Annotated in this window: 26 protein-coding genes; 18 read left to right on the forward strand and 8 right to left on the reverse strand. The window is 52.7% G+C overall.

What is annotated here, in order from left to right; genetic code table 11:
• Positions 1-5: 5 nt before the first annotated feature.
• From ABNT34_RS07845 to ABNT34_RS07865, 5 genes are read right to left on the reverse strand one after another with little or no spacing between them, the layout of a single operon-like run.
• Positions 6-1226, reverse strand: coding sequence for a pilus assembly PilX N-terminal domain-containing protein (locus tag ABNT34_RS07845; RefSeq protein WP_348730383.1), 1221 nt, complete (start codon positions 1224-1226; stop codon positions 6-8).
• A 10-nt stretch (positions 1227-1236) separates the two neighbouring features.
• Positions 1237-1767 (reverse strand): prepilin-type N-terminal cleavage/methylation domain-containing protein, encoded by a 531-nt coding sequence (locus ABNT34_RS07850; RefSeq protein ID WP_348730385.1) that lies wholly within the window; start codon positions 1765-1767, stop codon positions 1237-1239.
• An 8-nt stretch (positions 1768-1775) separates the two neighbouring features.
• Entirely contained in the window at positions 1776-2192 is a 417-nt protein-coding gene (gene pilV, locus ABNT34_RS07855) for a type IV pilus modification protein PilV (RefSeq protein WP_348730387.1), read from the reverse strand.
• Positions 2189-2650 carry a GspH/FimT family pseudopilin gene (locus tag ABNT34_RS07860; protein WP_348730628.1) on the reverse strand — a complete coding sequence of 154 codons (462 nt, stop codon included), beginning with the start codon at positions 2648-2650 and terminating at the stop codon, positions 2189-2191. The genes pilV (ABNT34_RS07855) and ABNT34_RS07860 overlap by 4 nt, the downstream gene beginning before the upstream one ends.
• On the reverse strand, positions 2650-3024 hold the full coding sequence (locus ABNT34_RS07865) for a type IV pilin protein (RefSeq protein ID WP_348730389.1): 375 nt from the start codon (positions 3022-3024) through the stop codon (positions 2650-2652). Before ABNT34_RS07865 ends, ABNT34_RS07860 begins: the two co-directional genes overlap by 1 nt.
• Before the next feature lie 355 nt (positions 3025-3379).
• On the opposite strand from ABNT34_RS07865, the gene ABNT34_RS07870 reads away from it, so the two are divergent.
• Genes ABNT34_RS07870 through ABNT34_RS07920 form a run of 11 tightly spaced genes read left to right on the forward strand, consistent with a single transcriptional unit; the run spans position 3380 to position 13204 of the window.
• Positions 3380-3946: a GspH/FimT family pseudopilin gene (locus ABNT34_RS07870; RefSeq protein ID WP_348730390.1), complete on the forward strand. Its 567-nt coding sequence runs from the start codon at positions 3380-3382 to the stop codon at positions 3944-3946.
• Positions 3943-4389, forward strand: coding sequence for a type IV pilus modification protein PilV (gene pilV, locus ABNT34_RS07875; RefSeq protein ID WP_348730392.1), 447 nt, complete (start codon positions 3943-3945; stop codon positions 4387-4389). Before ABNT34_RS07870 ends, pilV (ABNT34_RS07875) begins: the two co-directional genes overlap by 4 nt.
• A 2-nt stretch (positions 4390-4391) precedes the next feature.
• Positions 4392-5348, forward strand: coding sequence for a PilW family protein (locus ABNT34_RS07880; RefSeq protein WP_348730394.1), 957 nt, complete (start codon positions 4392-4394; stop codon positions 5346-5348).
• Between the two features lie 10 nt (positions 5349-5358).
• Positions 5359-5853 carry a PilX N-terminal domain-containing pilus assembly protein gene (locus ABNT34_RS07885; protein WP_348730396.1) on the forward strand — a complete coding sequence of 165 codons (495 nt, stop codon included), beginning with the start codon at positions 5359-5361 and terminating at the stop codon, positions 5851-5853.
• A gap of 38 nt (positions 5854-5891) precedes the next feature.
• On the forward strand, positions 5892-9164 hold the full coding sequence (locus ABNT34_RS07890; RefSeq protein ID WP_348730398.1) for a PilC/PilY family type IV pilus protein: 3273 nt from the start codon (positions 5892-5894) through the stop codon (positions 9162-9164).
• A 10-nt stretch (positions 9165-9174) separates the two neighbouring features.
• Positions 9175-9600, forward strand: coding sequence for a type IV pilin protein (locus ABNT34_RS07895; protein ID WP_348730399.1), 426 nt, complete (start codon positions 9175-9177; stop codon positions 9598-9600).
• 59 nt (positions 9601-9659) lie between these two features.
• Positions 9660-10109 carry a prepilin-type N-terminal cleavage/methylation domain-containing protein gene (locus ABNT34_RS07900; RefSeq protein ID WP_348730401.1) on the forward strand — a complete coding sequence of 150 codons (450 nt, stop codon included), beginning with the start codon at positions 9660-9662 and terminating at the stop codon, positions 10107-10109.
• Positions 10106-11047, forward strand: coding sequence for a PilW family protein (locus ABNT34_RS07905; RefSeq protein ID WP_348730403.1), 942 nt, complete (start codon positions 10106-10108; stop codon positions 11045-11047). The genes ABNT34_RS07900 and ABNT34_RS07905 overlap by 4 nt, the downstream gene beginning before the upstream one ends.
• Positions 11048-11067: 20 nt before the next feature.
• Entirely contained in the window at positions 11068-11412 is a 345-nt protein-coding gene (locus ABNT34_RS07910) for a hypothetical protein (RefSeq protein ID WP_348730405.1), read from the forward strand.
• On the forward strand, positions 11409-12800 hold the full coding sequence (locus ABNT34_RS07915) for a hypothetical protein (protein ID WP_348730407.1): 1392 nt from the start codon (positions 11409-11411) through the stop codon (positions 12798-12800). Before ABNT34_RS07910 ends, ABNT34_RS07915 begins: the two co-directional genes overlap by 4 nt.
• Positions 12800-13204 (forward strand): type IV pilin protein, encoded by a 405-nt coding sequence (locus ABNT34_RS07920; RefSeq protein WP_348730409.1) that lies wholly within the window; start codon positions 12800-12802, stop codon positions 13202-13204. The genes ABNT34_RS07915 and ABNT34_RS07920 overlap by 1 nt, the downstream gene beginning before the upstream one ends.
• Here the strand turns inward: ABNT34_RS07920 and ABNT34_RS07925 are convergent.
• The gene (locus tag ABNT34_RS07925; protein ID WP_348730411.1) at positions 13201-13731 is read right to left on the reverse strand and encodes a GspH/FimT family pseudopilin; all 531 of its coding nucleotides are present in this window, start codon (positions 13729-13731) and stop codon (positions 13201-13203) included. The two genes, ABNT34_RS07920 and ABNT34_RS07925, sit on opposite strands and share 4 nt — an antisense overlap.
• Before the next feature lie 186 nt (positions 13732-13917).
• On the opposite strand from ABNT34_RS07925, the gene ABNT34_RS07930 reads away from it, so the two are divergent.
• Genes ABNT34_RS07930 through ABNT34_RS07950 form a run of 5 tightly spaced genes read left to right on the forward strand, consistent with a single transcriptional unit; the run spans position 13918 to position 19558 of the window.
• Positions 13918-15540 (forward strand): NAD+ synthase, encoded by a 1623-nt coding sequence (locus ABNT34_RS07930; protein ID WP_348730413.1) that lies wholly within the window; start codon positions 13918-13920, stop codon positions 15538-15540.
• An 8-nt stretch (positions 15541-15548) separates the two neighbouring features.
• A complete protein-coding gene (gene glnB, locus ABNT34_RS07935) occupies positions 15549-15887 on the forward strand; it encodes a nitrogen regulatory protein P-II (RefSeq protein WP_031567605.1) in 339 nt (112 codons plus the stop codon).
• Positions 15888-15922: 35 nt separating this feature from the next.
• On the forward strand, positions 15923-17221 hold the full coding sequence (locus tag ABNT34_RS07940; RefSeq protein WP_348730415.1) for a PqiA/YebS family transporter subunit: 1299 nt from the start codon (positions 15923-15925) through the stop codon (positions 17219-17221).
• Positions 17187-18968 carry an intermembrane transport protein PqiB gene (pqiB, locus tag ABNT34_RS07945; protein WP_348730417.1) on the forward strand — a complete coding sequence of 594 codons (1782 nt, stop codon included), beginning with the start codon at positions 17187-17189 and terminating at the stop codon, positions 18966-18968. Before ABNT34_RS07940 ends, pqiB begins: the two co-directional genes overlap by 35 nt.
• The gene (locus ABNT34_RS07950; RefSeq protein WP_348730419.1) at positions 18965-19558 is read left to right on the forward strand and encodes an ABC-type transport auxiliary lipoprotein family protein; all 594 of its coding nucleotides are present in this window, start codon (positions 18965-18967) and stop codon (positions 19556-19558) included. Before pqiB ends, ABNT34_RS07950 begins: the two co-directional genes overlap by 4 nt.
• 24 nt (positions 19559-19582) lie before the next feature.
• On the opposite strand, the gene ABNT34_RS07955 is transcribed toward ABNT34_RS07950, so the two are convergent.
• Both ABNT34_RS07955 and ABNT34_RS07960 read right to left on the reverse strand, forming a co-directional pair.
• Positions 19583-20713 (reverse strand): anhydro-N-acetylmuramic acid kinase, encoded by a 1131-nt coding sequence (locus tag ABNT34_RS07955; RefSeq protein ID WP_348730421.1) that lies wholly within the window; start codon positions 20711-20713, stop codon positions 19583-19585.
• Between the two features lie 6 nt (positions 20714-20719).
• The gene (locus ABNT34_RS07960; RefSeq protein WP_348730423.1) at positions 20720-21979 is read right to left on the reverse strand and encodes a peptidoglycan DD-metalloendopeptidase family protein; all 1260 of its coding nucleotides are present in this window, start codon (positions 21977-21979) and stop codon (positions 20720-20722) included.
• 206 nt (positions 21980-22185) lie between these two features.
• On the opposite strand from ABNT34_RS07960, the gene tyrS reads away from it, so the two are divergent.
• Positions 22186-23388: a tyrosine--tRNA ligase gene (tyrS, locus tag ABNT34_RS07965; RefSeq protein ID WP_348730425.1), complete on the forward strand. Its 1203-nt coding sequence runs from the start codon at positions 22186-22188 to the stop codon at positions 23386-23388.
• A gap of 314 nt (positions 23389-23702) precedes the next feature.
• Positions 23703-25649, forward strand: coding sequence for a hypothetical protein (locus ABNT34_RS07970; protein ID WP_348730427.1), 1947 nt, complete (start codon positions 23703-23705; stop codon positions 25647-25649).
• Positions 25650-25846: the final 197 nt, after the last annotated feature.

Here is a 25846-nt window from a genome sequence, read left to right on the forward strand (position 1 = left end):
CCGGCTTAATGCACCTCAACCCAGTTCATCATGCTGCTAATCGCTGCGCCGCCTTTACCGCCGGTGCCTGAACCAACCTGCCACAGCTGTTTGGCGGCACTGTTATCGGACAGCAGATTACGGGCTTTGACTAAAGTGTCTTCGTTGTATTCGAAAGTTGCATTACCACCACCATTGATATCAAACACAAATGTCGCTTCAGCTTTACCGAAAGCCCATTCACCGGTGGTGGCATCTTTGATCGGATTGGCAAACACAATAGAGCCAAGTAATTCACGGTTACCGCCGCCGTTCATCTGGAACGACTGACCACGCACCACAATCAGGCCTTCATATTCCAGCAAGTTACCGCTAATGGTCAGATTGCCTTCGATCACCAGGATCCCGGCACCTTTTGCTTGTCCTTTAAATTCAAGATTGCCAGACACATAGGTAATTTTTTCCACGGCCGGCACTGTGATATTGCCGTTGGCATCCCGTGTTGCAGGCGTGCCCATATTGTTCGGCGCTGTGCCACGGCTTGCCAGGGGCAGGGCGTTGTACTCGGCTTTGATCGACTCAATAAACTGGTTCATTTTTTCCGGGTCGCCAAAGGGGTCATCGAAGTCGACCACTTTAACGCCGCCGATATAGTTGGCCATCCGGCCTTTGTCGTTGATATCGTCAACAATCATGTCGTAGTTAGCGTCGGTATTGGTGGCCAGTGCTGGCCCGATTAAATTGCCGGCACTGTCTTTTTCCCCGATGATCTGGAAACTGTTACTGTTGGCGGTATCAAAAATTTTGATGCCACCGATGATATTCATTGCCCCGAGATTGCCTGAAGCTTTTTTCGGTTTGTAGGTTGCGGCAATTTTGCGTTGTACACCGGTGGTGGTGACAGTCCCTATGCTGACAATGGCAGCAAAGCCAGGCACTGTGACGTAGTCAACAGACTCAATCTGCCACTGCACCATATTCCCCAGATCGCGGTTTTGCGCATTAATCGCCGCTAAGGTGGCGGGTGAATCGCCCCAAAGTGCGGCATTGTCCTCGTCGTCTAACAAGGTTTTTATCTGGATCATGCCACTTTCTGCCGCCAGAAAGGCTTCGGAGACTTGCTTGTTGTTGGCCGCCAGTTTTTCGTTGGTTTGCATATTGGTAATGCCTGCGACACTGACCAGTGTAGTGATCAGCAGCAGCATCAATGCAACAATCAGAACTGAGCCTTTGGCACTGTGGTGCATCTTCGTCTCCTTAAATCGCCGCGAATTTTTTCGCCAGAATGGCGTTACGCAGCGTGGTGGCAAATATCAGCCGGTGCAGTTGCACTGCTCCGGCACTGTCATCACTCAGTTCCACTGTGGATTCAACGGTGACTGCGGCGGCACAATTCACCACGGCCCGGGTTTCATCCAGACAGGCCAGATTAAACAGGTTAACGTTTTCGGCGATCAGGCTCACCGGATCTGCATTGAGCTGCCGCTGCAGATTACTGTCGGCATCCAGCCGGTACACCACCGGGCCTGCGGCCGTGGTGATCGTCAGCACCGTGTTGCCGCCGGTCACGGCAACCGCAGTCGCACCGCGTAAATCCACCATCAGGCTGTCGCTGATAAAACCAAATTCACTTTGCAGGTTGCTGAAACGCTGGGCGTTCTGGTAAGACGTATTGCCGGCGACCATTACACTAATCACGGAGCCGAGCATCACTAACCCGAGGCTCAGACCAATCATCAGTTCAATCAGGGTCAGGCCATGCTGAGTGCTGTGTCTGTGCAGTTTCATCTGGCCTCCTACGGATACAACATGAAGTTATAAACAAAACTGCTGTTGCCATTGTTGCCAAAACGATTTTCCGTCCAGGTCACAGTGACTGAATATTGCGTGCCGCCGGCAGCCGGTGCTGCGATCACGCCGCCAAGCCCCGGCAACGTCAGGCGGTTGTTTGCTGTGTTGGCCCAGTGCTGTAACCACTGCGCCTGTACCTGAGCCGCGGTCAGTGGTGCCGCTGCCGCCATATTGGCCCACAACCGCTCTACTGCATCAGCAGCGATAATGTTGGCCAGCCCGCGCTGATAGGATGAATGGCTGGATTGCAAGCTTTTCAGCTGTAGGCCGGCAAGCCCAAGCAAACCAAATGACAGCACTAACAAAGCGATCAAAGCTTCAAGCAGCGTGAACCCTTTATTGCTGCGGATCTGCCAGCTCATATACAGTCTCCTTCTTTGACCGCGATTTTGCCGCCGCTCAGCACGCTGATCTGACGATTAAGACTGCTGTCGCCATCGACGGCCAGCTGCATACAACTGGCTGCAGCGGGACGTCCGCGTAAATCAAACAGTATCCGGTTGCTGCCAGACCATTCGGTCTGGGTGTCATCTTTTCTCAGGGTTCTGAGCAGTTCGTCGGTGTCATCCCGGCGCACTTCGATGGTCCAGCCGGTGCTGTCCGCGACAAAGTTCACCTCTATATCGGATTGCCGTTTGATGGCCTCAGAGCGGGCATATTGCAACATCGCCAAGGCGGAATTGGCACTGGACGACATTTTTTGCCGGCGTAAAAAATCGAGGAAACCGGGCACTGCAATCCCAACCAGAATCGACAGGATGATCAGCGCAATCATAAATTCGATCAGGCTGAAGCCGCGTGATCTGTTGGCGGCGCGCATCACCAGCAAGCTCCGGCAGTTGTCGCAGTTTTAACGCCGGCCTGATTCAGGCTGAAAGTGGCGCATTCAGTGTCTTTAGTTTGCTTGCCTTTGGCAGTGGCGGTCAGCGTGAAAGTGGTCGCAGTGACCACGGCTGTAATGCTGTAGTTGTTGTTGGTCGATTGGGTTGGCAGCGCCAGCCCCTGATAACTATTGGTATTGGTAAACTGCCGTTCCAGCGTGGTCGCGGTAGTGGCGAGTGTCTGAATGGCGTCAGAACGGTTCGATTTCAGAATGTGTTGCTGGTAAGCGGGCAAGGCAATAAACGCCAGAATTCCGGCGATGGCCACTGCAATCATTAATTCAATTAACGTAAAACCTGTAGGTCGTTTCATTGGCGTTCGGCTCGTCATGCATCTGCATGTTCTATATTAGGGCAACTTAATAAAGTGTCATCGAGAGTCGGATGAACGGTCAATATGGACTGACCAGCGGATTGCAATGTTGATATTTGTTTAACAAAATAAGGCTTAAATTGGCGCTGGATAACTTTGTTTGTTGCAGTTGTAATGCATTGACAATCAACAAGAAATTGTAATAAAAACAATTATCGTTAACGTACCTGTTTTGTCTGTGCCGGCGCAGCATTTAAAATGCGCATAGCCCAGTGTGGTCGGTTACAGCGGGTACAAATCATGTCGAAAGACATCGGGCGCAATAAAGTTGAAATGCCGTAGCAAGGAATGACAGATGAACCCGATACAGCAGCAGTCCGGGGTGACCTTAATTGAATTAATGGTGGCCCTGATAGTTCTCGCCATTGGTATTGTGGTGGCTGGCCCAGGCCTGACCACCTTCAGCGGAAGCAGCAAATTAGAAGCGCAAAGCCGCGAGATCCAGAATGCTCTGGTGTTCGCCCGTTCTGAAGCCATCCGTCTTAATCAAAATGTATTGTTTTGTCACAGTGTCGACAGTCTGGTCTGTTCCGCGCCGCCAGTGTCGGGCTGGAGAGGCTGGTTAGTGATCCCTGCCGCCGCCGCTATCGGCGCTGAGACCGGTCCGGTGCTGCGCGCCAACCTGTTTTCCGACAGCACAGTCAAAGTCAGTTCCGGCACAGTGCTGGCCAGTGCGCAACATGCACTGCGCTTTAATTCGCAGGGGCTGATCCGGATCTTTGGTAACAATACACCACTCAGTGACAGCATCAGGCTCTGCATCGCCGATCTGTCCTTACAGCCAAATCAATATGAAGTGCGGTTTAACTCCGGTGGCCGGTTGCAACAAATCACCACAGACACCGACGGGATTTGCCTATGAATACTTTGCACAGTCAGCGGGGCATTTCGCTGCTCGAAACGCTGATCGCCGTGTTGGTACTGGCGATTGGTTTGTTAGGCGTTGCCGGTCTGCAGACGGCAAACTTAAAAAACAGCCAAAGCGCCCATCAGCGTACTATGGCCGTGATGCTGACAGGCAGCATGGCAGAACGCATCCGCGCCAATACAGCTGTGGCTGCGACCGGGGCTTTTGTGCTGGCAAAAACCTGTACCAGCATCAACCTCGTAGGTTCTATCCAAAATGTTGAGCGTAGTCAGTGGATTGCAGAAATTTTACTGGCGCTTGGTACCGCAGGTACCAGTTGCGGCGAAGTCAGTTATGACGCGGGCAACCGCACTTACACTATTACAGTCAGCTGGGATGACTCGCGGGCTGTGGGCGGTTTAAGCACCATGAATCTGCGCCAGCAGGTAAGGATCTAACCATGCCGATGTTGAAATCTCAGCGCCAATTCGGCTTCACCCTGACCGAACTGATGATAGCGTTGGTGCTGGGCAGTTTTCTGGTGGCGGGCGTGGTCGGTGTGTATGTGTCCAACATCCGCACTGGCCAGGTGCAGCAGCGCTTAATGTCGTCGCAGCAATCCAGCCAAATCGGTTTTCAGCTGTTAAGCCGCGATGCGATGCACGCCGGCTTTTCCGGCTGCGCCAATATGATCACGCAGCGGGTGGTCAATGTGTTAAATCCACCACTGGCCTGGTGGGCGATTTGGACTGCCGGCATTCGTGGCCATGAACAGGGCGCAGTGCCGCAATTTGCCGGTGCCGGTATTGTGCCTTTGGCAGGTGCTGATGGTGTACAGCTGATGTATGGCCGTGGTACCAGCGCTTCGATTGTCTCGCACAACGTGGTCGGCAATCCGCCGATGGTGATCAATCAAAATGTCGCCGGCATCGTTGCCAATGACATCGTGCTGGCCTGCGATTCAAAAATGGCGGTGATTTTTCAGGTCACTGCGATTGCCGGTAACAATATCAGCCATGCGGTTGGCGCCGGCGCGCCGGGCAATGCGTCGCTGAATTTTGGTTTTGGCGCCAATGGTGTGAATTTCCCGCAGAGCCTGGCATCTGATGCCGGCACTGTGATGCCGCTGGAAACAGTTGGCTGGTTTGTCGGCACCAACAGCGATGGCAATTCGCTGTACCGGGTGGCGCTGGTGGCCGGGCAAATGCGTACCGAAGAGATTTTACCCGGCGTCGACAATCTGCAAATTCAGTACCTGTCCCGTGGTGCTGCCAATTATGTCAATGCAACTGCCGTTGCGGATTGGGAACAGGTGGTGGCGCTGCGCGCGACGCTGACGCTCAGCAACGACGCCAAAATGCCGGTCGCCGCCGGGCTTCGGACCTTCACCCAGGTTATTAACCTGCGCAATCACTGAGGCCAGCACTATGCAGCAGAATCATCAACGCGGAATCGCCTTAGTCCTGAGTTTACTGATGCTGGTGGCCATCACTTTGCTGGCGGTCAGTGCGATGCGTGGCACTACCTTGCAGGAAAAAATGGCGTCGAATCTGAACGACCGGGAAGTGGCGAAACAAGTGACAGAAGCCACCTTACGTCAGGTCAGTACTTTGTTACCGCCCGCCGCCGGCAGTGCCTGGTTTAATGCACCTATTCCGGTGCCGGCGCAAGGCACTGCTGATCGCTGGAACAATCCGGCGATTTGGGCCAATGCCGGCACTGTCGCTGTGGCCGTCAACGGCGTCAGCTATAACGGTCAGTTTTTGGTGGAAAATATGGGGTTCTGGACCAGCCGGCAGGACCCGACCTGTAAACCGAAAGAAAATCCGCTGTGCGAACGCCAGACTTACCGCATCACAGTACGCAACCAGCCAGTTAATGGCCGGGCAGCGGTCGTGGTGCAGGTGGTCTGGCGGATTTAACTGTACGTCAACAGGTCCTAGTCGACAGGAGAAGTATGATGGCTAAGAAAAATTGGCACTGGCAATCGGCCCTTTGCGGCGCCTTGCTGGCGAGCGGCACGGTCCAGGCCGCTATTGATATCGCCTCTGCGCCGCTGGAAACGGGCTCGACGGTGGATCCGAATATCATGTTTCTGCTTGATGACTCTGGCTCGATGCAACAGGGGATGATGCCGGAAAATTTAGAAGATAACGCCAACATTCAGAGTAATTGTAGCAACCAAAGTTACGCTGGCATGAGTATGTGTTTATTTAACACAAGTGGCCGAGCATTTTTGGCATCAAGCCACGTAAATAAAATGTATTACAACCCGACTGTGACATACACTGCGCCTGTTAAAGCTGATGGTACCAGTTATGGAAATGCCAGCTTTACTGCAGCAAAGGTCGATGGTTACAAGTCCACTTCGACCCAGATCAATCTAAGCACTGGCTATCGGGCCATCATGTCAGCTTCAGACAATGGCAGCAGTACTGGCGCCAAGGAAGATTTTGCCATCAGTCCGGGCAATACTGCCGGTGCTGCTTTTTATTACACGTTTAACACTGGTTGTAGCAACGGAATTTACAGCGATTCCTGTTATACCCAAAAAAGTCTCAGCACAACGGCAGAAAAAACCAACTTCGCAAACTGGTATTCATATTACCGCACGCGGATCCTTGCCGCTAAAGCGGGTATTTCCGCAGCGTTTCATCAACAAGGAACTGCGATGCGTGTTGGTTACGGCAGTATCAATTCGATAGGGGCCATGGTTGGTGTCAGTACTTTTTCCGGAACGAGCAGAACTGCATTTTTTAACTGGCTATTTGGGGTGCAAGCCAGTGGTGGAACACCACTACTTGGCGCTCTGAATCAAGCCGGCACTTATTACAAAACCAAAAACCCGTGGCGGGTTGATCCGGCAAATACCAGTTCGGCGCTACTGGAATGCCGGCAGAACTTTACCATCCTGATGACAGATGGATATTACTCCGATTCAAGTACCATAGGTGAGCAGGACAATAGTGCCAGTACTACTATTACCGGACCCAAAGGCCGGAGTTATACATACACACCGAAAAGTCCCTTCGCCTCGTCTTATAGCAACACATTGGCTGACGTAGCGATGCATTACTGGAAAAATGATCTGGACGCCGGCTGGTCTGCATCTGAGCGCCTGGAAAATACCGTACCGACGTCTTCGGCCAATCCGGCCTTCTGGCAACATATGGTCACCTTTGGCGTTGGTTTTGGTGTTCAGGGCAGCATCAATCCAACCACAGCGTTTAATGCAATCAGTAATAACGGGACAATTAACTGGCCCACCACCAGCACCGATGCCGGTAAAATCGACGATTTATTGCATGCATCAGTCAATGGCCGTGGCGGCTTTTTTGCAGCGAGTGACCCAAATGCGTTTTCGCAGGGTATGGCGGATACACTGAGCTCGATTTCTGAGCGTATCGGCACCTCGTCAAATATCGCGGCCACCGCAATTAACTCGCTGCAATCGGAATCAAATCTGTATCAGGCGCGTTATGTCGCCGGCGAATGGAGCGGCGATCTGTGGGCCTATGACACTGATGACACCACCACACCAATCTGGAAAGCCAGTGATGTGATCCCGGCGCATGGTAGCAGGAATCTGCTGTATGGTGCGGATACAGGTGCCGCAAAAAGTTTTGTCTGGAGTAATTTATCCACGGCAGAAAAAACCGCGCTGAGTAATGTCAGTACAGTGCTGGACTATATTCGCGGCGATACCACGCTGGAAAAACGTAATCCGGGTGGCCTCTACCGTAATCGTGGGAAGATCCTCGGTGATTTGGTGAACTCTTCGCCAGAATTGGTGGAAGCGCCTTATGATCTGAGTTACCACAGATACAACTGGACCGGAGCTACCACCTACCGCAGTTTTATTGAAGGACCAGCGAAATCCCGTACGCCGATGCTGTATGTCGGGTCTAACGATGGCATGTTGCATGGTTTTAATGCTGATACCGGCGTCGAAGTCTTTGCTTATATCCCTAAAGCAGTGATGGCGCCTTTGCCATCCGATACTGTCAATGTACTGAAAAAATATTCAGAGCCTAACTACAGCCATAAATTCTCCGTCGACGGCTCGCCGGTGGTGGTCGATGTTTATATCAGCGGCAGCTGGAAGAGCCTGCTGATTGGCGGCCAGGGGCGTGGGGGTAACAGTATGTTTGTCATCGATGTCACAGATCCCGGCAGCATCACTCCGAGCAAAGTGTTATGGGATAAATCGTTCAGCGAATTAGGTGCTTACCTCGGCACGCCGCAGGTGACGCGCACGGAATCTGGCCAGTGGGTGATTATTGCCGGTTATGGTTATAACAACAGCACCAATCAATCGGGATTATTGGTGATTGATATTGCCACCGGCAATATCGTCAAACAACTTGCGACCGGCCAGGGCAGTGCCGGTGACCCCAATGGTATGGCTGAAGTCAACTTACTGGACGTGGATGCCGACGGCAATACCGATTGGGTGTACGGTGGCGACATGTTTGGTTATGTCTGGAAGTTTGATTTGTCAGCGGCATCTACATCAGCCTGGAATATTGCCTACAGCGGGCAACCGCTGTTCCAGGCCAAAAATGGCAGTGGCACCCGGCAGATGATCACCGGCGGCGTGTTGTCCAGTGTCGAGCCAACGACCGGCAAAGTCTGGCTGTTTTTTGGCACCGGCCGTTATCTGAATGTCAACGACCCGAGTAATAACGACCAGCAGACCTGGTATGGGCTGATGGACGGCGCGACTATCAGTGGCCGTGCCGAGCTGGAAAGCCGCACTATCACCAATGTCGGCGACCAGCGGGTGGTCACTGAAGTCAACAACATCACCGCCGGTAAAAAAGGCTGGTATATGGACCTGATTGACACCCGTGAGCGGATTGTTGATATGCCGCTGATGGTTGGGCCTGAGCTGGTGATGAATACCACTATTCCAGATACCAACGTCTGTAACCCCAGCGGTTCGGGTTATCTGATGGTGGTGTCGCCTTATACCGGCGGCCGGTTGAAAAAGACCTTTTTTGATATTGATAACAACAGCGAATTTGATGAAGACGATAAAGTCAGCGTTTCTGGTAACCCGACTATCGTCAGTGGTATTAAAGTCAGCAGTCTGAACTCGGTCACTCGTCTGGCGAAAGTCGGCGAACTGATTAAGAGCTTTAATAACTGCGAAGGCGGTTGTATCGAATCCAGGGCTATAGATCCGACGCGTAATGTCGGTATGCAGTCCTGGCGTGAACTGACAAATTAACAGGTGAAATATGCAGTCAAAACAACGGGGCTTTAGTTTGATGGAACTGATGGTGGCGGTGGCGGTGGCAGGTATCCTGCTCGCCATCGCGGTGCCGTCGTACCAGAATTATCTGAATGGCAACCGCCGGGCTGTCGCCGGTGCTTGTCTGGTCGAGTTGTCACAATTTATGGAACGGGTGTACACAACCAGCATGGTGTACAACCTCAATAACGGTGTCGCAACAGCGTTGCCTGCCACGACTTGTCGGCAGACGCTGGATGCCACTTATACTTTCAGTTTGACGGCAGCTGCGCAGACCTACACTTTGTCAGCAGTGCCCAAAGGCGCGCAAAGCGGCGACACCAGCTGCGGCACCCTGACCATTAATCAGGCTGGTGCACGCAGCGCTGCAGGTGTCAGCACACCCGACCAGATCAAAAAATGCTTTGGTTAGTGGCAAATTTGAAAATGTAAGTTAAATTAAATGTAAATTTCAGGTGTAAGGATATACCTGTGTTTACCAAAGGATTCAGTTTACTGGAAACCTTACTGGCGTTAGCCCTGAGTTGCCTGCTGTTGTTATCGGCGCTCAGTTGCCAGTGGTTTGCCCGTCGCAGTTTTCAAATCAGCCTTGAACAGATGACCGCCATGCATCTGTTGATTGATATCAGTCACAGCACAGACAGCCGCCGTTTTGTGGCCGGTCAATCGGTGGCGGCAACCCTCGCCGCCTGCATGACTTGTGACGCCCAGACCTTACAGCACTTACAATCCGCAGCGGCCATGTTGACGCAGGGACCAGGTCTGCGGCTCAAAGACCCTGAGCTTTGTACGGAAACTGCTGGCGGCAAACTGCATCTTATCCTGAGCTGGAAAAGTGCCGTGGTACCGGCCGCAGATGCAGTGCAGCGCTGCGGCGGGGGCAGCGGTCGACGTCAGGTGATGCTGGAGCTGCCAACATGAACCAGCGCTTGTTGCCGCAACAGGGCTTTTTGTTAGTGCAGCAGATGGTGGTGCTGGCGTTATCTGCCTTGTTATTGCTGATGTTCAGCAGTGCGCTGGTTTTACAGTGGCAGGCGTTTCGCCAGCACAGTCAGCTGACTTTGTTGCAACAGACGGCAGTCCAACTGCATGCATTGTTGCAACGTGAACTCAGTAACAGTCAGTTTTGGGCCGGTTTGTCACATTTACAGTTGTTGCCATCGTCAGTGCCGGTGTCCGGCGATTGTCCCAGTGCAGCGCCCGACACAGGCAGTTTCCCGACCAACACCCGGCAATGGCTGCCATTTTTCGCCGGCACAGTCGGCAGCGCCCTGACACCGGTATGCCTGACCAATGCCAACAAACAATCCGATTTTATCCAGCTGAAACATCTGGCTGGCGATCCTTTAGTGCTGGCGGACCTGCGCAACAACCGGGCTTATCTGCAGCAGAGCGGCTGGCGGGGTCGATTTGTCAGCAGCAACGACGCCGGCTTAGACGCTCAATCCTGGTACTGGCCTTATGTGCACGAATTGTATTATGTGGCCGGTCAGACGCTGGCCGGCGTTGGCATTCCGGTGTTGATGCGTAAGCGCTTGATCCGTAACACCCAAGGCAACTTTGTTGTGGACACTCACGCAGTGCTTGACGGTGTCGAGCTGTTGGTATTTGAACTGGGCCTGGATAACGACGGTGATGGTTATGCCGAACAGTTCCTGCCAGCAGCCCAGCTGACGGCTGCACAGTGGCGCCAGCCTCATCTCATCAGCCAGCTGCGTTATTTTGTGTTGCTGCGGGCGCTGCAAGCTGAACCTGGTTATCGCAATCAGCAGCAATATCAACTCGGGCAACGGCGTTTTCAGGCGCCGGGCGATCCTTACCGGCGTTTGTTAATCAGCAGTTCTGTGTCATTTCCATAACCTGTAGCAGGAGTCACTGTATGCGTGCAAAAGGATTTGTGCTGGTGATGTGTTTGTTATTTGGCTTGCTGTGCAGCGCGCTGGCGCTGGCTGCTTTGACCCTGACGGCGCTTTGTGCGCAGTTCAATCAGGCGGTGTTGTGGCAAAAGCAAAGGCCGGTAACGGTACAGCTACCACCAATATCAGTCGTGAATGCGCCGGCACAACTGTCCGTGCCGTGCCCGCCACAATTTAATCTGTGGCCTTCGGCCTGGCAAAGCTGTCAGCTCAGGCGTGTAGCCAACACGGATCTCACTACCGATAGTGATGACGGTGTCATGGTGACCTGGCAAATTGACCCACAAACCCAGGGAGGGGAACTATGAACAATCGACTAATATGGGCTGTTGTCATTGGCAGCGTTTCGACTACAGCAGTGAAGGCTGAAGTCTGGCAGGAAGTCGCAGCCGGGACTATCCAGCTGCAGCCAGCCACTGCTTTGCAGACGGGCTGCGCTGCTGGCAATCAACCATCTTATCTGAGCGTACCCTTTAGCGGGCATTCGCAATACAACCGGGTGCAATACAGCCGGGCGCAATACAACCCGGTGCAATATCAGGCAGCACATTTCAGCTTCCACGCTGATGCTGCGGCGCCTTTGCAGATTATCCCACTGACTGCTGCCGCAGTGAGCGTCAGTCCGGTCACGACGCCTGTTGTAACATCGCAACAGGCTGCTTACTGGGGGATCCAGCCGGCGGGGAATAGTCGCGGTGCAACGGCGTTCAGGCTGTACTGGCAGGATGAAGCTGCCGCAGTGATTCGGGCAGCCCGCTTGACCTTGTCGCCACTACAGTGGCAACCAGAATGGACCGCCAGCTATCAGGCATCTGCGACACCTTTGCTCTCCGATCAATTAACACCGCAGCGGCTGGCTGACGATCCCGCCAACGAATGGCTGTTGTTACCGGGTGATGCGCAGCTGCCGATCCGCTTATTTGACGCGCGCAGCGGTCTGCCCCGTCAGTTGCCATTGCCGGTAACGACGGGTACTTTTGGGTTGCTGCCGCTGGCGGCTGATCCAGACCTGGACGGTCTTGCTGAGCGATTGTATCTGCTCAGTCAACAAGGTCTGTTGTGGCAATATGACTGGCAAGCCGGCCGCGGCTGGCAGGCGACCCTGGTTGCTGATATGCAAAAGAGTGGCTGGGATTTCAGCGGCAGTCTGCAGCGTTTTGCTGCCCGCTGGCAGTCAACGACTGGCTGGATGGACGGTGAAGTCTTTGTGATCCAGGCGCGCTCTGGTACTGACTATCGTCTGCTGGTGCTGCGGCGCGGAACCAATATGCAACTACCGCTGACCTTTGCTGATGTGGCGGCTGCTCCCGATCTAACTAAATCCGGCTGGTACACTGAGCTTGCTGACGCGCCGCTGAGCCCCGCCAAACTACTGGCGGGTATTCTATATCTGCCGCTAAAAGCGGACACCGGCTGTGCCGACGATGCGGCTTATGATCAAATTCTGGCACTGCAGCTCTATAGCGGTGCTGCGGCTTACGACGAGCCTGTAATTAGCCTTGCACAACCACTCCAGGCGCCGCTCCGGTTGGTACAGACAGCACAACAGCTGCAGCTGTGGTCGGGTGCAGTGCCGGTTTTTCCCCGTTTAGTCACGCTAGACCCGGCATGCCTGATGTGTACTGAGCAATTAGCTCCGCGCCACTTGCAAGGCCAGCAGACTATCGCAGTATTTCGGCGTGAGCAGGTGTACTGATGAAAACTACAGCTTCCGCTTTTGTACTGGTTGAGATGATGGTAGTAGTCGCGCTGTTTGGTATTTTGCTGGCGATGATAGTACCCGGTTATCAGCAGCAGGTACTGAACAGCTATCGCATTGAGGCAACGCAGGAGTTATTACGCCTTGCTGTATTGCAACAGCAATATTATCTGGAGCAACAACACTACACCGCAGCCTTGTCTTCTCTGGCCGCACCGGACGACAATTATCTGACAGCGAGCGGGCGTTACAAGATCTCGGCAGTGGTGTCAGCACAGGGCTTTATTTTGCAGGCTGAAGCGGTTGGACCACAGCGTAAAGATGTGGCATGTCAGTGGTTTCGGCTGGACCAGACCGGCCAGAAGCTCAGCAGCCCCACGACCGATTGCTGGCATTTTTAATAAGGGCATGGCTGTTCATGCCATTGCAGCTGGCTGCGCCCGCTCTGACTGACACTGAGGCTGGCGTACCAGCGATATTGCGCCACACAATAAATAAAAGTGCCATTTTGCAGCGCGTTCAGACTGCCATCGGCGCGAAACTCCAGCAGTTCTCTGTTGTAATACAGGCGGTGATCCGGTTTTAACGCATCGATTTGTTTCAGCACCGTAGTACCTGGTGAGGCATCAAAGATTTGTACCGGCGTTTCACTCCAGCGTCCGTCACATTGCTGCAGTTGGCGGGGGCAGACTGTGACTATGCTGCCCAGACTCACCGCCTGCACTCTGGCGTAGCTGAGCTGCTGGCGAAATTGCTGCATAAAACTTTCGGCTTGTTGCCGGGCAAACAGCTCAGCCAGACTGGGCAATGCCAACAGTGACATCACGGCGAAAATCGCCAGACAGACCAGCAGTTCTGTTAATGAAAATCCGCCGGTTGCGGCAGTTGTTACTGGTGTGACGGCAGGGCTTGATTGTGGCAGTTCCATCGCTTGCTCCTGTGTTTCGGTTCCGTGAAGACACTTGTTTACCTTAGTCGTCAAGCCACCGGCTTGCAAGTCGCTCACCGTCGCCGGATTTCCGGGTCCATCCAACCAAGATCCACCTTGTGTGGTTTGAGAAAACAGCGAAAAATCGCTACCATAGCGCCCAAGTTGTTGTACAGGCACCCTGATATGTCGCATTCCATTTCCGTCAGTTTGATCCAGCAGCGTTTCAGCATCGGTGCTGTGCAGCAAAACTGTGACAAAATCCTGCAATTTGCGGCCGAAGCTGGCACCGATTTGGTGATTTTCCCTGAGCTGACGCTGACCGGTTATCCACCGGAAGACTTGTTGTTCCGTGCTGATTTACAGCAGTATGTCGACACTGCACTAGCACAGATCACCGCCGCAAAACTGTCATGCACCATCCTCATCGGTCACCCCTGGCAGCACGAGGGTAAGTTATATAATGCCGCTTCTGTGATCCGCGGCGGCCAGCTGATTGGCCGTTATTTCAAACAATGTCTGCCTAATTACGGTGTCTTCGACGAGCAACGTTATTTCACGCCAGGCAGCGACACTTTTGTGTTTGAACTGAACCAGCAAAAATTTGCCGTACTGATTTGTGAAGACGTCTGGCACGGAGAACCTGCCGCGGCAGCCAAAGCGGCTGGGGCCGACTGGGCGCTGGTATTAAACGCATCTCCTTATGAAATCGGCAAAAAAGCCCAGCGTGAGCATTTACTGAGCACACTCGCCAAACGGTTGCAGCTGGGTTTTGTCTACGTCAATCAGATGCAAGGCCAGGACGAACTGGTATTTGATGGCAGTTCATTGATTGTTTGCCCACAAGGTGAGATTGCGCTGGCGGCGCCAGCTTTTGAAACCGGCATTTATTCTGCGCAGCTGCGCCATCAGCAACAGGGATGGCAAGTAGGGCATCAACACGCCCGGCCAGTGACGCAATCGGTCGAAGCGGAAGTCTATCAGGCCTTAGTGGTCGCGACGCGTGACTACATTGAACAAAATGGTTTCCCCGGTGCTGTACTGGGTTTGTCCGGCGGTATCGATTCGGCGCTGACGCTGGCCATTGCCGCCGATGCGATTGGCGCGGACAAAGTACAGGCGCTGATGCTGCCATTTCGCTACACCTCAGGCATGAGTGTGGACGATGCCACGGAACAAGCCCGTATCATGGGCATTGAGTTTGACGTGGTGTCGATTGAACCTATGTACGACGCTTACATGACGCAGCTCGCGCCGTTATTTGCCGGCCGTAAAGCCGACACCACCGAAGAGAATTTACAAGCACGCCTGCGTGGTGTGCTGTTGATGGCGCTGTCGAATAAAACCGGCCGTATCCTTTTGACCACCGGCAACAAAAGCGAAGTGGCCGTGGGCTACTGCACACTTTACGGTGATATGTGCGGTGGTTTTGCCGTGATTAAAGACATTCCGAAAACGCTGGTTTACCGGTTGGCGGCCTATCGCAATACCATCTCGCCGGTGATCCCACAGCGTGTGATCGACCGGCCGCCAACCGCTGAGCTGGCGCCGGGGCAAACCGACCAGGACAATTTACCACCGTATGATGATTTGGATGCGATGATTGAAGCTTATGTCGAACAGGACAAATCGCTGTCCGACATTGTGGCGATGGGCTATGCTGAAGCTACTGTTCGTCGTGTGCTCAATCTAATTGATTTTAATGAATATAAACGCCGGCAATCGGCAATTGGCCCCAAAGTTACGCCACGTAATTTTGGTAAAGATCGCCGGGTGCCGATCACCTCAGCGCTGCGCAAACAAAGGTAAAGCGGGTTATGAAAAAAATTGAAGCCATTATCAAACCTTTTAAACTCGATGACGTGCGCGAAGCGTTGGCGGATATCAATGTCACTGGGATGACAGTGACCGAAGTCAAAGGCTTTGGCCGGCAGAAAGGCCACACTGAACTGTACCGTGGTGCTGAGTACATGGTGGATTTCCTGCCGAAAGTGAAATTAGACATAGTCGTCGCCGACGATCAGGTCGACCGTTGTGTTGAGGCCATTATGAAAACGGCACAAACCGGCCGGATTGGTGATGGTAAGATTTTTGTCTTTGATGTCGAGCGGGTGATCCGCATCCGTACCGGCGAAGAAGACGAAGAGGCGATCTGAAACCAGTGTCTGCCAGCCTGGTGTCAGACTCATCAATGGCACCAGTTCCGGCGTCGCCGCAAGCGGCGCCCGCGGAGCTGGTGCTGTGCCGTTATTGCGATTTATTGCAACACTTGCCGGTGCTGGCCGATGGCGAAGAAGCGCACTGCAGCCGCTGCGGCCATGAACTGGATGCCCGGCAGCGTGAATCTGCCCTGAGGCCGATTTTATACGCGTTATCTGCGCTTTTTATGTTGGTGCTGACCAATCTGTTTCCATTTGTCGGCATGGATGCGGCCGGCAGCCATCGCGACATGACCTTCCTCGATACATCAGCTGTGTTACTGGATGAAGATTATCCCTGGCTGGCGGTGTTGGTTTGGCTCTTTATCCAGGCCATTCCGGCCTTCTGTATGATGGCCATTATCTATTTGAAACTGGGTATGTTTTACCAGTTGCCGGCCTTAGTTCAGGTGGCGCGTCTGCTGTATGCGCTGAAGCCCTGGAGCATGGTCGATATTTTTCTGATGGGGCTGCTGGTCAGTTTTGTGAAATTGCTGACCCATTTTGAGCTGACGCTCGGCATGAGTTTTTGGGCGTTTTGTGGTTTTTGCCTGCTGCACCTGCGCACTTTTCAGGTGGTGGACCGGCACGAACTCTGGTCGCGCATCGCGCCGGCGCCGCAACCGGTGTCTGGTGCTGTAGCTGGTCTCACTGGCCTCAGCCAGCAACTGAAAGTCTGCCAGTGCTGTACCGCCTTAGTGCCACTGGCGGAGTTGCGCTGCAGTCGCTGTGGCAGCAAAGTGCGGGCCCGCATTCCGGCCAGTGTACAAAAGACTATCGCGCTGTTGGTCACTGCGACCATTTTATATATTCCGGCGAATTTATTGACGATGATGGAGACGGTGTCGCTTGGCGACAGTATCGAATCGACCATTATCAGCGGTATTTTATTGATGTGGGCAGACGGTGCTTATCCGGTGGCGATAGTGGTGTTGCTGGCGAGTGTGGTGGTGCCTATTGTCAAAATCGTCGTGATGTTCTGGTTATGTTATCTGACAACCTTGCCATTGAGCGAACGCAGTAAACACGGCACCTGGGTTTACCCGGTGGTGGACTGGATTGGCCGCTGGTCGATGGTTGATGTGCTGGTGGTGGCGATTCTGGCTGCGCTGGTGCGCTTCGACAGCCTCGTCGGTGTTTATCCCGGCGCAGCGACTTTTGTATTTGCAGCCGTGGTGATAGTGACAATGCTGGCGGCGATGAGTTTTGATCCACGCTTATTATGGGACCCGAGTCCTGCAGAAATGGAGTTACAAAGTGACAAACAGTCCGGTACAGGCCACAGTACGTAAAATCAGCCAATGGTCGCCAATCTGGATAGTGCCGGTCGCTGCTGTGTTGATCGGCAGCTGGATGCTGTACCACACTTTTCAGAATCAGGGCCCGACAGTGACGCTGCTCGCGAGCAACGCTGAAGGCATCATTTCCGGCAAAACCCAGATTAAAAGCCGCAGTGTCGACGTCGGTAAAGTGGTGTCGGTGGAATTGTCGCAGGATTTAAAACAGGTGGTGATCCGGGCGCGGATGAATCCCGGCACTGCCAATCTGCTGAACGATGAATCCCAGCTTTGGGTGGTCAAACCCACCATCGGCCGTGGTGGTGTCAGTGGTCTTAATACGCTGTTATCCGGTGCTTATATCGAATTGCAGCCCGGCAAAGGCGACAGCGGAAAATACTTCTTTGAACTATTGGAAACGCCGCCGATTGCACCACCGGATGCTCCGGGTGTCCGGATTTTCTTAAGCAGCAGCGACGCCGCAGCACTCGCGGTCGGCGACCCGATTTTGTATCGCGGTTATGACGTCGGTACTGTTGAGCGCAGCGAATTTGATATGCAAAAACGCAATATGCGGTATCAGCTGTTTATCCGCGCGCCTTATGACGCTCTGGTTACTGAAAACGTCCGCTTCTGGAAATCGTCCGGTATGGCGCTCGATATGTCGGCGGAAGGCGTACGGATTGAGATGGCGTCGATGGCGACTTTGCTCGGCGGCGGCGTAACTTTTGATGTGCTCGACGGCTGGCCGGCCGGCAACAAAGCCGCTAATAACACCGACTTCCAGCTGTTTGAGAACCGCAAAAGTATTCAGGATGGCTTGTACAACGAATATCTCGAGTACCTGCTGTTTTTCGACGAGTCGATTCGTGGTCTGACTGCCGGCGCGCCGGTGGAATACCGCGGTGTGCGGGTCGGTACCGTCGCCTCAGTGCCATATTTCTTTAAGATGAAAAACCCGCTGCAGGTGGCTTTTAATAAAGGCATCCCGGTGCTGATCCGGATTGAAACCGGCCGGCTGTACGACAATCTGACGTTGCCGCAGTTACAGGCAGAACTGGATCAGGCGGTCAGTCTGGGCCTGCGCGCCGTGCTGAAAACCGGCAACCTGCTGACCGGCGGTTTGTATATTGATTTAAATCAGCAGAGCGGGTCAGAAGCCAATGCATCAACAGCGCCGGCCACTGTTATGACCAATCCAGCGTCAGCAAGCCAGACTGCGGCTACTGCTGTGGAACAACCAGCGACAACGCCCACAGTGGTTGCGACAGTACCAACAGTAGTAGCGACGCCACTGCTACCAGAACCATTACCCGAATTTGCCGGTTATAAAATTCTGCCGACCAGCCGCAGTGGCCTTGGCCATATCGAACAGAAAGTGCTGCAGGCGCTGGATAAAATTAACAATCTGCCGGTAGAACAAGTGCTGGCAGACAGCTCTGCGACGTTAAACGCGACCAAAGATCTGATGCAGCAAAGCCAACAGCTGGTGCAAAGCCTGGATGCGCTGGTTAAAGCCGACGCGACGCAACAGTTGCCGGCCGAAGTGAATAAAAGTCTGGCAGATTTACGCAAAACGCTGGCCGGTTTAAGCCCGGGCTCACCGGTGTATGAACGCATCAACAGTAATTTGCAGGCGATGGACAAAGTGCTGCGTGACCTGCAGCCAGTGGTGCAGACGCTGAACCAACAAAGTAATGCGCTGATCATCAGCGCTGATCCGGCAACAGATCCGGAACCCGAGCAAGGAAACCAACCATGAAAACAGGATTTTTTCTAAGCGCTATGACAACACTGGCCGCGCTGACCTTATTGGCCGGCTGCAGCTCGTCAGTGGAGCTGCGGTACTATCAGTTACCGCAAACCGCTGGGGTGACGGCGCCGCCTGTTGCCAATGCGCCGGTACTTTATGTGGAACCTGTGATGGTGGCGTCGTTTCTCAATACCAATGCGTTGATTTTGCAGACTTCCGCCGTCGAATTGCACAAAACGACGCAGCATCAGTGGGCTGAGGCGCTGGACCAACAGCTGCAACGGGCATTAGTAAATGGTTTGCAGCAGGCATTGCCGGGGTATCGGGTGACCAGTCAACAACCAGGCAACGATGTGGTTCGGCTGCTGGTGCAGGTGGATCAGTTCCATGGTCAGCAGCAGGGCATCGCGCTGGTCAGCGGCCGTTTCCATTTACTCAAGGGTGATAAAGTACAAAGCCAGAGCTTTCAGCTGCAATTGCCGCAGCCAGAAGAGGGGTATCCGGCCTTAGTGGACACTCTGGGACAAGGCTGGCAACAAGCCATCACGCAGTTTGCGGCGGCAGTTGGTACCTTCGCACCTGTTACAACAGCACAATAAACCGCAGACCGGTATAGCTATGGATTAGGGCGTATAGCGCACGCCCAATACCAAGGGTTGGCTGGCTCCTGTCACTGCCGGGACATTACCGGGAATTTGCTGATCATAGGCATAAGCCAGCCAGGCAAATGCCATGGCTTCAACCCAGTCCGGATGAACGCCCAAAGCCGCCGTGGTGTTGATCTGACATTGTGGCAATAGCTCCGACAAATCCTGCAGCAACACGGCGTTATGCGCACCGCCGCCACAGACATAAATCTCCGACACCACAAAACGGCTGACCGCTAATGCTATAGTGCCGGCAGTAAAACGGCTTAAAGTGCGTTGCACGTCGGCCGCGGCCGGCATGCTGCCGGTCAAGGTCTGAAGCTGCTGTAGCTGTTGTTGCAGCCAATAAAGTTGAAAGTATTCGCGACCGGTACTTTTCGGCCCGGTCTGCTGGAAATATGGGTCGCTGAGTAACAGACCCAATAACGCGGCATCCAGCTTGCCACTCGCCGCATAAGCACCGTTGGCGTCAAAAGCTTTGCCTTGATGCAGTTCAATCCAGTTATCCAGCAAACAGTTGCCGGGACCAGTATCAAAGCCCTGTATAGGCTGATGGGGTAATAACAGCGTGATATTAGCGATACCGCCAATATTCAGGATACAGCGTCCTTGGTTCTGGGCGGCGAAAATCGCCTGATGAAAGGCTGGCACTAAAGGCGCACCCTGGCCGCCATAAGCGATATCTTTACGGCGAAAATCGGCAATGACCGGGATTTGGGTCAGCATAGCGAGGCGATGCTGGTCGCCAATCTGGTAACTAAAGGGCTGGCGGGCGTTCGGTCTGTGTCGGATCGTTTGACCGTGGCAACCGATCGCCAGGATCCTGGTTGGATCAACCTGCGCTTGTTGCAACAGTTGCTGCACCGCTACGGCATAACAGTCAGCTAAATCAGCTTCAGCCAGACCCAAGCGTTCAATTTCATTGGCGCCAGGCTGGGCTAAAAGTGCTAATTCTGCTTTTAATTCAGCAGGGTAGGGCAGGCATAAACTGTGAACAAGCTTGGGATAAGCTGCGGAGAAATCTACCAGCACCACATCAACACCATCCAGGCTGGTGCCTGACATGATGCCGATGTAGAGGGCTTCATTCGAATAGTCGGTAGTCACAACCAGTTATTGGTTTGCAGCCAGAACCACACGCTCATGAGCTTTGAGCTGGGCGATTTGCTGTTTGGCGTTTTTAGTGAACTCAACCCGGGCCACGCCTTGCAGCGGCTCGGCCTGTGGCAGTTTCACAGTGCGTGGGTTACGGTGCACGCCGCCAACCACGAATTCATAGTGCAAGTGCGCGCCGGTGACACGGCCGGTTGCGCCTAAACGACCCACGATGTCACCTTGTTTGACTTTGTCGCCACGTTTGACGTCGCGTTTAGACAAGTGCAGATATTTAGTGACGATGCCGTTAGAGTGCTGGATCACCACGTAGTTACCGTTGGCGCCTTTCATTGAAGATTCAATCACTTTGCCATCACCAGCCGCCATAATTGGTGTACCCATTGGCGCAACATAATCAACACCGTTGTGGGCTTTGATTTTACCGAGGACCGGGTGTAAACGACGTGGATTAAAGTTGGAGCTGACATAGCGGAAGTTAACTGGTGCGCGCAGGAAAGCCTGTCGCATCGAACCGCCGTCCGGCTTGTAGAAATTGCCGTCGGTGTGACGCACCGCCTGATACAGCTGGCCCTGGTTTTGGAACTGAGCGGCAACGATAGCGCCGTTGCCGATAAACTGGCCTTCAGCATACTGACGTTCAAACATCACGCTGAAAGAGTCGCCTGAGCGAATGTCTAACGCGAAGTCGATGTCATAACCGAACACGTTAGCGAGGTCGATAATTTGCGCTTCAGATAAACCGGCGTTCATCGCTGAACCCCAGAAGCTACCGCTGATGATGCCGGCGACGACTTCAGTGCGGGTTTCGATTTCTTTTTGCAGTTGTTTGGCAACAAACTGGCCGTCGTCACCACGGGTGATGCGCAGGGTTTTCAGGTTACTGAGGTTGTAACGCAGTTCCTGTAATTTTCCTTCAGCATCCAGACCAAACTCGACCTGCACACCCGGAAACAACCGGGTCAGGTTTTTTGCGTCTTTGCCGGCGTCTAACACGGCTTGCATGGTTTGGGCGTCGATTTTGGCGCGTTTGAACACTGAGCCCAAAATGTCGCCTTTTTTCACTTCAACAGAAATCCACTCTAACGAGTTGTCTTCAGTTGGAATGGTGGTTTCAACAGTTTGTGGCAGGGAATCAGTGACAACTGGCACAGCAAGGCTATAACGCTTGCCGACTTCTAAACTGGATTTTTCACTGTCTTTGGACGCTTCAGCTTTTTCCGATGGTAAAAGCAGCGTCACAGACAAAATAGTGGCCAATGTGGCTATCAGAACACGGTGCGGAGTAGGCAAAGATGAAATCATTGAAGGCGCATCTCTTATTATTATGGTTCTTTCCACGTAAAAAATGAGCATATAACGATTTTTTGCAAGATCCAAGACTTTTGTGCGTTTAATCGGGAGTAATGTTGCAGTAGAATGCGGACTTAGATTTTTAGCTGAAAAAATATCCGGAGAACTGGCGCATGACGCAGTGGCAACAGGCCCTGGCCGAGATCAAGCGGGGCTTAGAAGAGATCCTGCTGGAAGACGAATTAATCGAAAAACTGAAGGAAGGTAAACCGCTGAAAGTAAAAGCCGGTTTTGATCCAACAGCTCCAGATTTGCACTTAGGCCACACGGTCCTGATCAATAAATTACGCACTTTCCAGCAGCTCGGTCACGAGGTGATTTTCCTGATCGGCGATTTCACCGGCATGATTGGCGATCCAACCGGTAAAAACGTCACCCGTAAGCCATTAACGCGTGAAGACGTGCTGGCCAATGCAAAGACTTATCAGGATCAAGTGTTTAAGATCCTGGATCCGGCTAAGACGCGCATTGCTTTTAACTCCGAATGGATGGAAAAACTTGGCGCCGCCGGCATGATCAAACTGGCAGCGCGCCAGACCGTCGCCCGCATGCTGGAACGCGACGATTTCAAAAAGCGTTATGCCAACAATCAATCCATTGCGATTCATGAATTTTTGTATCCGCTGGTACAGGGCTGGGATTCTGTGGCGCTGCAGGCCGATATCGAAATGGGCGGCACTGATCAACGCTTTAACCTGCTGATGGGCCGCGAGTTGCAAAAAGACGAAGGCCAGCGCCCACAAACGGTATTAATGGTGCCGCTGCTGGAAGGTCTGGACGGCGTGCAGAAGATGTCGAAATCTCTCGGCAACTACATCGGCATCACCGACAGTCCAACCGAAATGTTTGGCAAAGTAATGTCGATCTCAGATGATCTGATGTGGCGTTATTATGATCTGTTAAGTTTCCGCGCTATCGAAGACATTGCCGCGCTGAAACAACAAGCAGCAGATGGCCGCAATCCACGCGACATCAAAATCGAACTGGCGAAAGAAATCATCGCGCGTTTCCACTCTGATGCCGACGCTGAAGCCGCGCATCAGGACTTTATCCAGCGTTTTTCCAAAAACGCGTTACCGGATGATATCCCGGAGCTGACACTGAATATCGAAGGCGACAACCTGCCAATCGCCCAGCTGTTAAAAGAAGCCGGCCTGGTAGAAAGCACCTCAGAAGCGCTGCGGATGATCAAACAAGGTGCGGTGAAACTGAACGGTGACGTGAAAGTAGAAGACAGCAAACTGGTGTTTGAAAAAGGCTCCAGCACTATTTTTCAGGTTGGTAAACGTAAGTTTGCCAAAGTGACGTTGGCCTGATCCTTCATAGATTACAGGATCCTGTCGTAGTAAAAAAACCGCCTCCGGGCGGTTTTTTATATCCAGGGGGGATTGTATGCAGAAAATGCAGGAGCAATTTTCTGCGATTCGCTACCATCCATGGCGCTCACCTTTCAGGCCAACGCTTTGCGTTGTTAAAAACCGCTTCCGGCGGTTTTTTATGCCGTCTGATTGCTCAGACGGTCCATTTGCAACAGCATTTTTAACCGACTTGAACTCCTGATCATTTAAACCCGCGTAAAATAAATGTTATTGTCGGAACGCTTTGCAATTTCAATATCGAAAAGGACGCGATGCCAACATCCTTGCAAAACCTGAGCGCAATGTTTCTGCTCGCTCTGTCACTGTCTGTTCCCATTCAGGCATCAGAACAGCTTCTGCAGACATTTAATTGCAGTACTGCAGCGTTGTGTGAGCAAAGTATGCGGGAGCTGACAAAACAGCCATCGACTTCTTTAGCACGGCACCAACTGATTAAGTCTGTTACAGAGCGGCCAGCGGATTGGTTAAGTCCTTTGTTGCTCAGACTGAGCGATGATCCTGATACAAACGTCCAACAGCTGGCCTTGCTCTTTCTGCAAGAGATGCCCGGATTAGACGATCATTATTGGCCGCAGATTGAAGTGAAGTTAAACCGCGACCCGATACAATGGATTGAAGTTGCTCGGAGGATGCGTCATCCCGCGATAGTCCCTGCTGTGTTGCAGCTCATTCTGAAGCATCAGCTCGATGCTCGTTTACTGTCTCTGAGGTGGCCTGAAAGTCATCAGCAAGTCAGAGTTTTCCTGCAGAGTGAATTAGAACGTTTGTCCGTCACTGAACACCCGATGAGCTGTGAGAGTGCAGAAAATTTCCAACATTCGATGTGTTACATACTCTCTCAGATGTTTCGGTCTCTGTCTTTGGAACATCGTTTACAAATATGGCAAGTTTGGGGCGGGCGCTTGGCAGACAACAAGTTGCCGGAAGACTTTGTGCTATTGCTGTTGATGCTGGCAGACAAAAATTTGCTGCAACAGTTGTCGCCGGATTTGGCTGAAAAGACTGAATCCCAGCTTATTCGCCTGAAAACCAACAATCCCAGGTTACATCACGCCAGGCAACATACATTAATAGCAATGGGGCGTCCATCCGCTGTCATCGAAGCTGTTGCACAGCTGAAAGAGCTTCTGGCTGCAAATTCGCGGCCAGTGCATCGGCAACTGCTCGATGTTGTGCAAGAAGTTGCTGCAATGGCACCATTGGTAAAACCAGAAGCATTCAATGGTTTCCGACATCCAGAGGTTTCTGACTATGACTATCCCGCATGGATTATCTTGCTGGGCATGACCCGGCAGTCGGGAGCGGAGTCTCAGATTTTGCGTGCATGGCAAAAACAGCATGCGCCAGTCGAAAATGCTGCCGCTTTAACAGCTGCCGCATTCTACTCAGCACCGCTATGGCAGCAATTAAGTGTTCAAGCCAAGCAGCATTGGTACCCACCAATCCGCGAGTTGGCAGAATCGTTGTCAAGGCACACCGCAGTGCCTCGGGGGATGACTGAAGATGAGCGTTCAGAGCGAAGTAGAATGCTTAGAGTGCGCGACAAGTTACAAATGTCTGCTTGCCACGATCTGCGTGAACCTCCAGCAAGTCCTGAGCAAAATAAATGGTATAACCAAGAGCAGCTGGAAAGTGTGACGTTCCGTTTCCCTGATCTAAGTGCCGAAGGTTTCAGCGTGGCAAATGTTGTTGCACCCTGGCGTGCGACAACAACTGGGACAGAGTTTGTACCTCTTGTTGCGCAGTGGGGAGTTGATCAGGGATTAGCCCGGCAGGAAACAACTGCTCAGCCTCCGGAAAGAGAGGCATTTCATTTTGAGCCAAGAGCAGCTTTGCAACTTGAGAATGGTTGGATTAGTGTGGCCGACCGCGGTGAATGGAGTGGTGAGCTTCGTTACGTCAACCCGCAAAAGAATATTCAGCTTGCGAAAGGTAATTTTCAGGACGTATTTATAGTTGGTACCGATGTCGTCGTGGTTAAAGGTGGCGTCTATTCCCCCGATGGTCGAATCTACAAATTGCGACAGAATGATAAGGAGCAATGGACGCTGGAGTTGTGGCGCGAAATTCCGGCAACAGCAGAGGCGGTCTGGCAACTGGCAGATGGTCGTTTAGTGCTGCAAAGCAAGGCTGGTACTTTTTTATTGAGCCCATCTGGAACATTACAAATGGCTGAATGTTTAAGTATTGAAAAGTGAGGAATGGCGGTAAGGTCTGAAAAATAACTTATTAATATCAATTTCTTAGGCTACCTAAAGACATCAACATCTATCGGTATCCAAACCGCTCCCGGCGGTTTTGTCATTTTAAGTGCCGAAAAATCCGACAATCTGCTTGCACTACGATCCAATGCGATCTAGTGTGATATTAAATTGATATCACATTGAGGTGAGTT

Source organism: Rheinheimera texasensis (assembly GCF_964031785.1).
GTDB classification, from domain to species: Bacteria; Pseudomonadota; Gammaproteobacteria; order Enterobacterales; family Alteromonadaceae; genus Pararheinheimera; species Pararheinheimera texasensis_A.

Coding starts and splice junctions, on each gene's coding strand:
- ABNT34_RS07885 (WP_348730396.1), top strand. CDS start 5,359: ATGCAGCAGAATCATCAACGCGGAATCGCCTTAGTCCTGAGTTTACTG.
- ABNT34_RS07915 (WP_348730407.1), top strand. CDS start 11,409: ATGAACAATCGACTAATATGGGCTGTTGTCATTGGCAGCGTTTCGACT.
- ABNT34_RS07925 (WP_348730411.1), bottom strand. CDS start 13,731: ATGGAACTGCCACAATCAAGCCCTGCCGTCACACCAGTAACAACTGCC.
- ABNT34_RS07895 (WP_348730399.1), top strand. CDS start 9,175: ATGCAGTCAAAACAACGGGGCTTTAGTTTGATGGAACTGATGGTGGCG.
- ABNT34_RS07930 (WP_348730413.1), top strand. CDS start 13,918: ATGTCGCATTCCATTTCCGTCAGTTTGATCCAGCAGCGTTTCAGCATC.
- ABNT34_RS07845 (WP_348730383.1), bottom strand. CDS start 1,226: ATGCACCACAGTGCCAAAGGCTCAGTTCTGATTGTTGCATTGATGCTG.
- ABNT34_RS07910 (WP_348730405.1), top strand. CDS start 11,068: ATGCGTGCAAAAGGATTTGTGCTGGTGATGTGTTTGTTATTTGGCTTG.
- ABNT34_RS07905 (WP_348730403.1), top strand. CDS start 10,106: ATGAACCAGCGCTTGTTGCCGCAACAGGGCTTTTTGTTAGTGCAGCAG.
- tyrS (WP_348730425.1), top strand. CDS start 22,186: ATGACGCAGTGGCAACAGGCCCTGGCCGAGATCAAGCGGGGCTTAGAA.
- ABNT34_RS07870 (WP_348730390.1), top strand. CDS start 3,380: ATGAACCCGATACAGCAGCAGTCCGGGGTGACCTTAATTGAATTAATG.
- ABNT34_RS07880 (WP_348730394.1), top strand. CDS start 4,392: ATGCCGATGTTGAAATCTCAGCGCCAATTCGGCTTCACCCTGACCGAA.
- glnB (WP_031567605.1), top strand. CDS start 15,549: ATGAAAAAAATTGAAGCCATTATCAAACCTTTTAAACTCGATGACGTG.
- pilV (WP_348730392.1), top strand. CDS start 3,943: ATGAATACTTTGCACAGTCAGCGGGGCATTTCGCTGCTCGAAACGCTG.
- ABNT34_RS07940 (WP_348730415.1), top strand. CDS start 15,923: ATGGCACCAGTTCCGGCGTCGCCGCAAGCGGCGCCCGCGGAGCTGGTG.
- ABNT34_RS07950 (WP_348730419.1), top strand. CDS start 18,965: ATGAAAACAGGATTTTTTCTAAGCGCTATGACAACACTGGCCGCGCTG.
- pilV (WP_348730387.1), bottom strand. CDS start 2,192: ATGAGCTGGCAGATCCGCAGCAATAAAGGGTTCACGCTGCTTGAAGCT.
- ABNT34_RS07890 (WP_348730398.1), top strand. CDS start 5,892: ATGGCTAAGAAAAATTGGCACTGGCAATCGGCCCTTTGCGGCGCCTTG.
- ABNT34_RS07920 (WP_348730409.1), top strand. CDS start 12,800: ATGAAAACTACAGCTTCCGCTTTTGTACTGGTTGAGATGATGGTAGTA.
- ABNT34_RS07860 (WP_348730628.1), bottom strand. CDS start 2,650: ATGCGCGCCGCCAACAGATCACGCGGCTTCAGCCTGATCGAATTTATG.
- ABNT34_RS07865 (WP_348730389.1), bottom strand. CDS start 3,024: ATGAAACGACCTACAGGTTTTACGTTAATTGAATTAATGATTGCAGTG.
- ABNT34_RS07850 (WP_348730385.1), bottom strand. CDS start 1,767: ATGAAACTGCACAGACACAGCACTCAGCATGGCCTGACCCTGATTGAA.
- ABNT34_RS07970 (WP_348730427.1), top strand. CDS start 23,703: ATGCCAACATCCTTGCAAAACCTGAGCGCAATGTTTCTGCTCGCTCTG.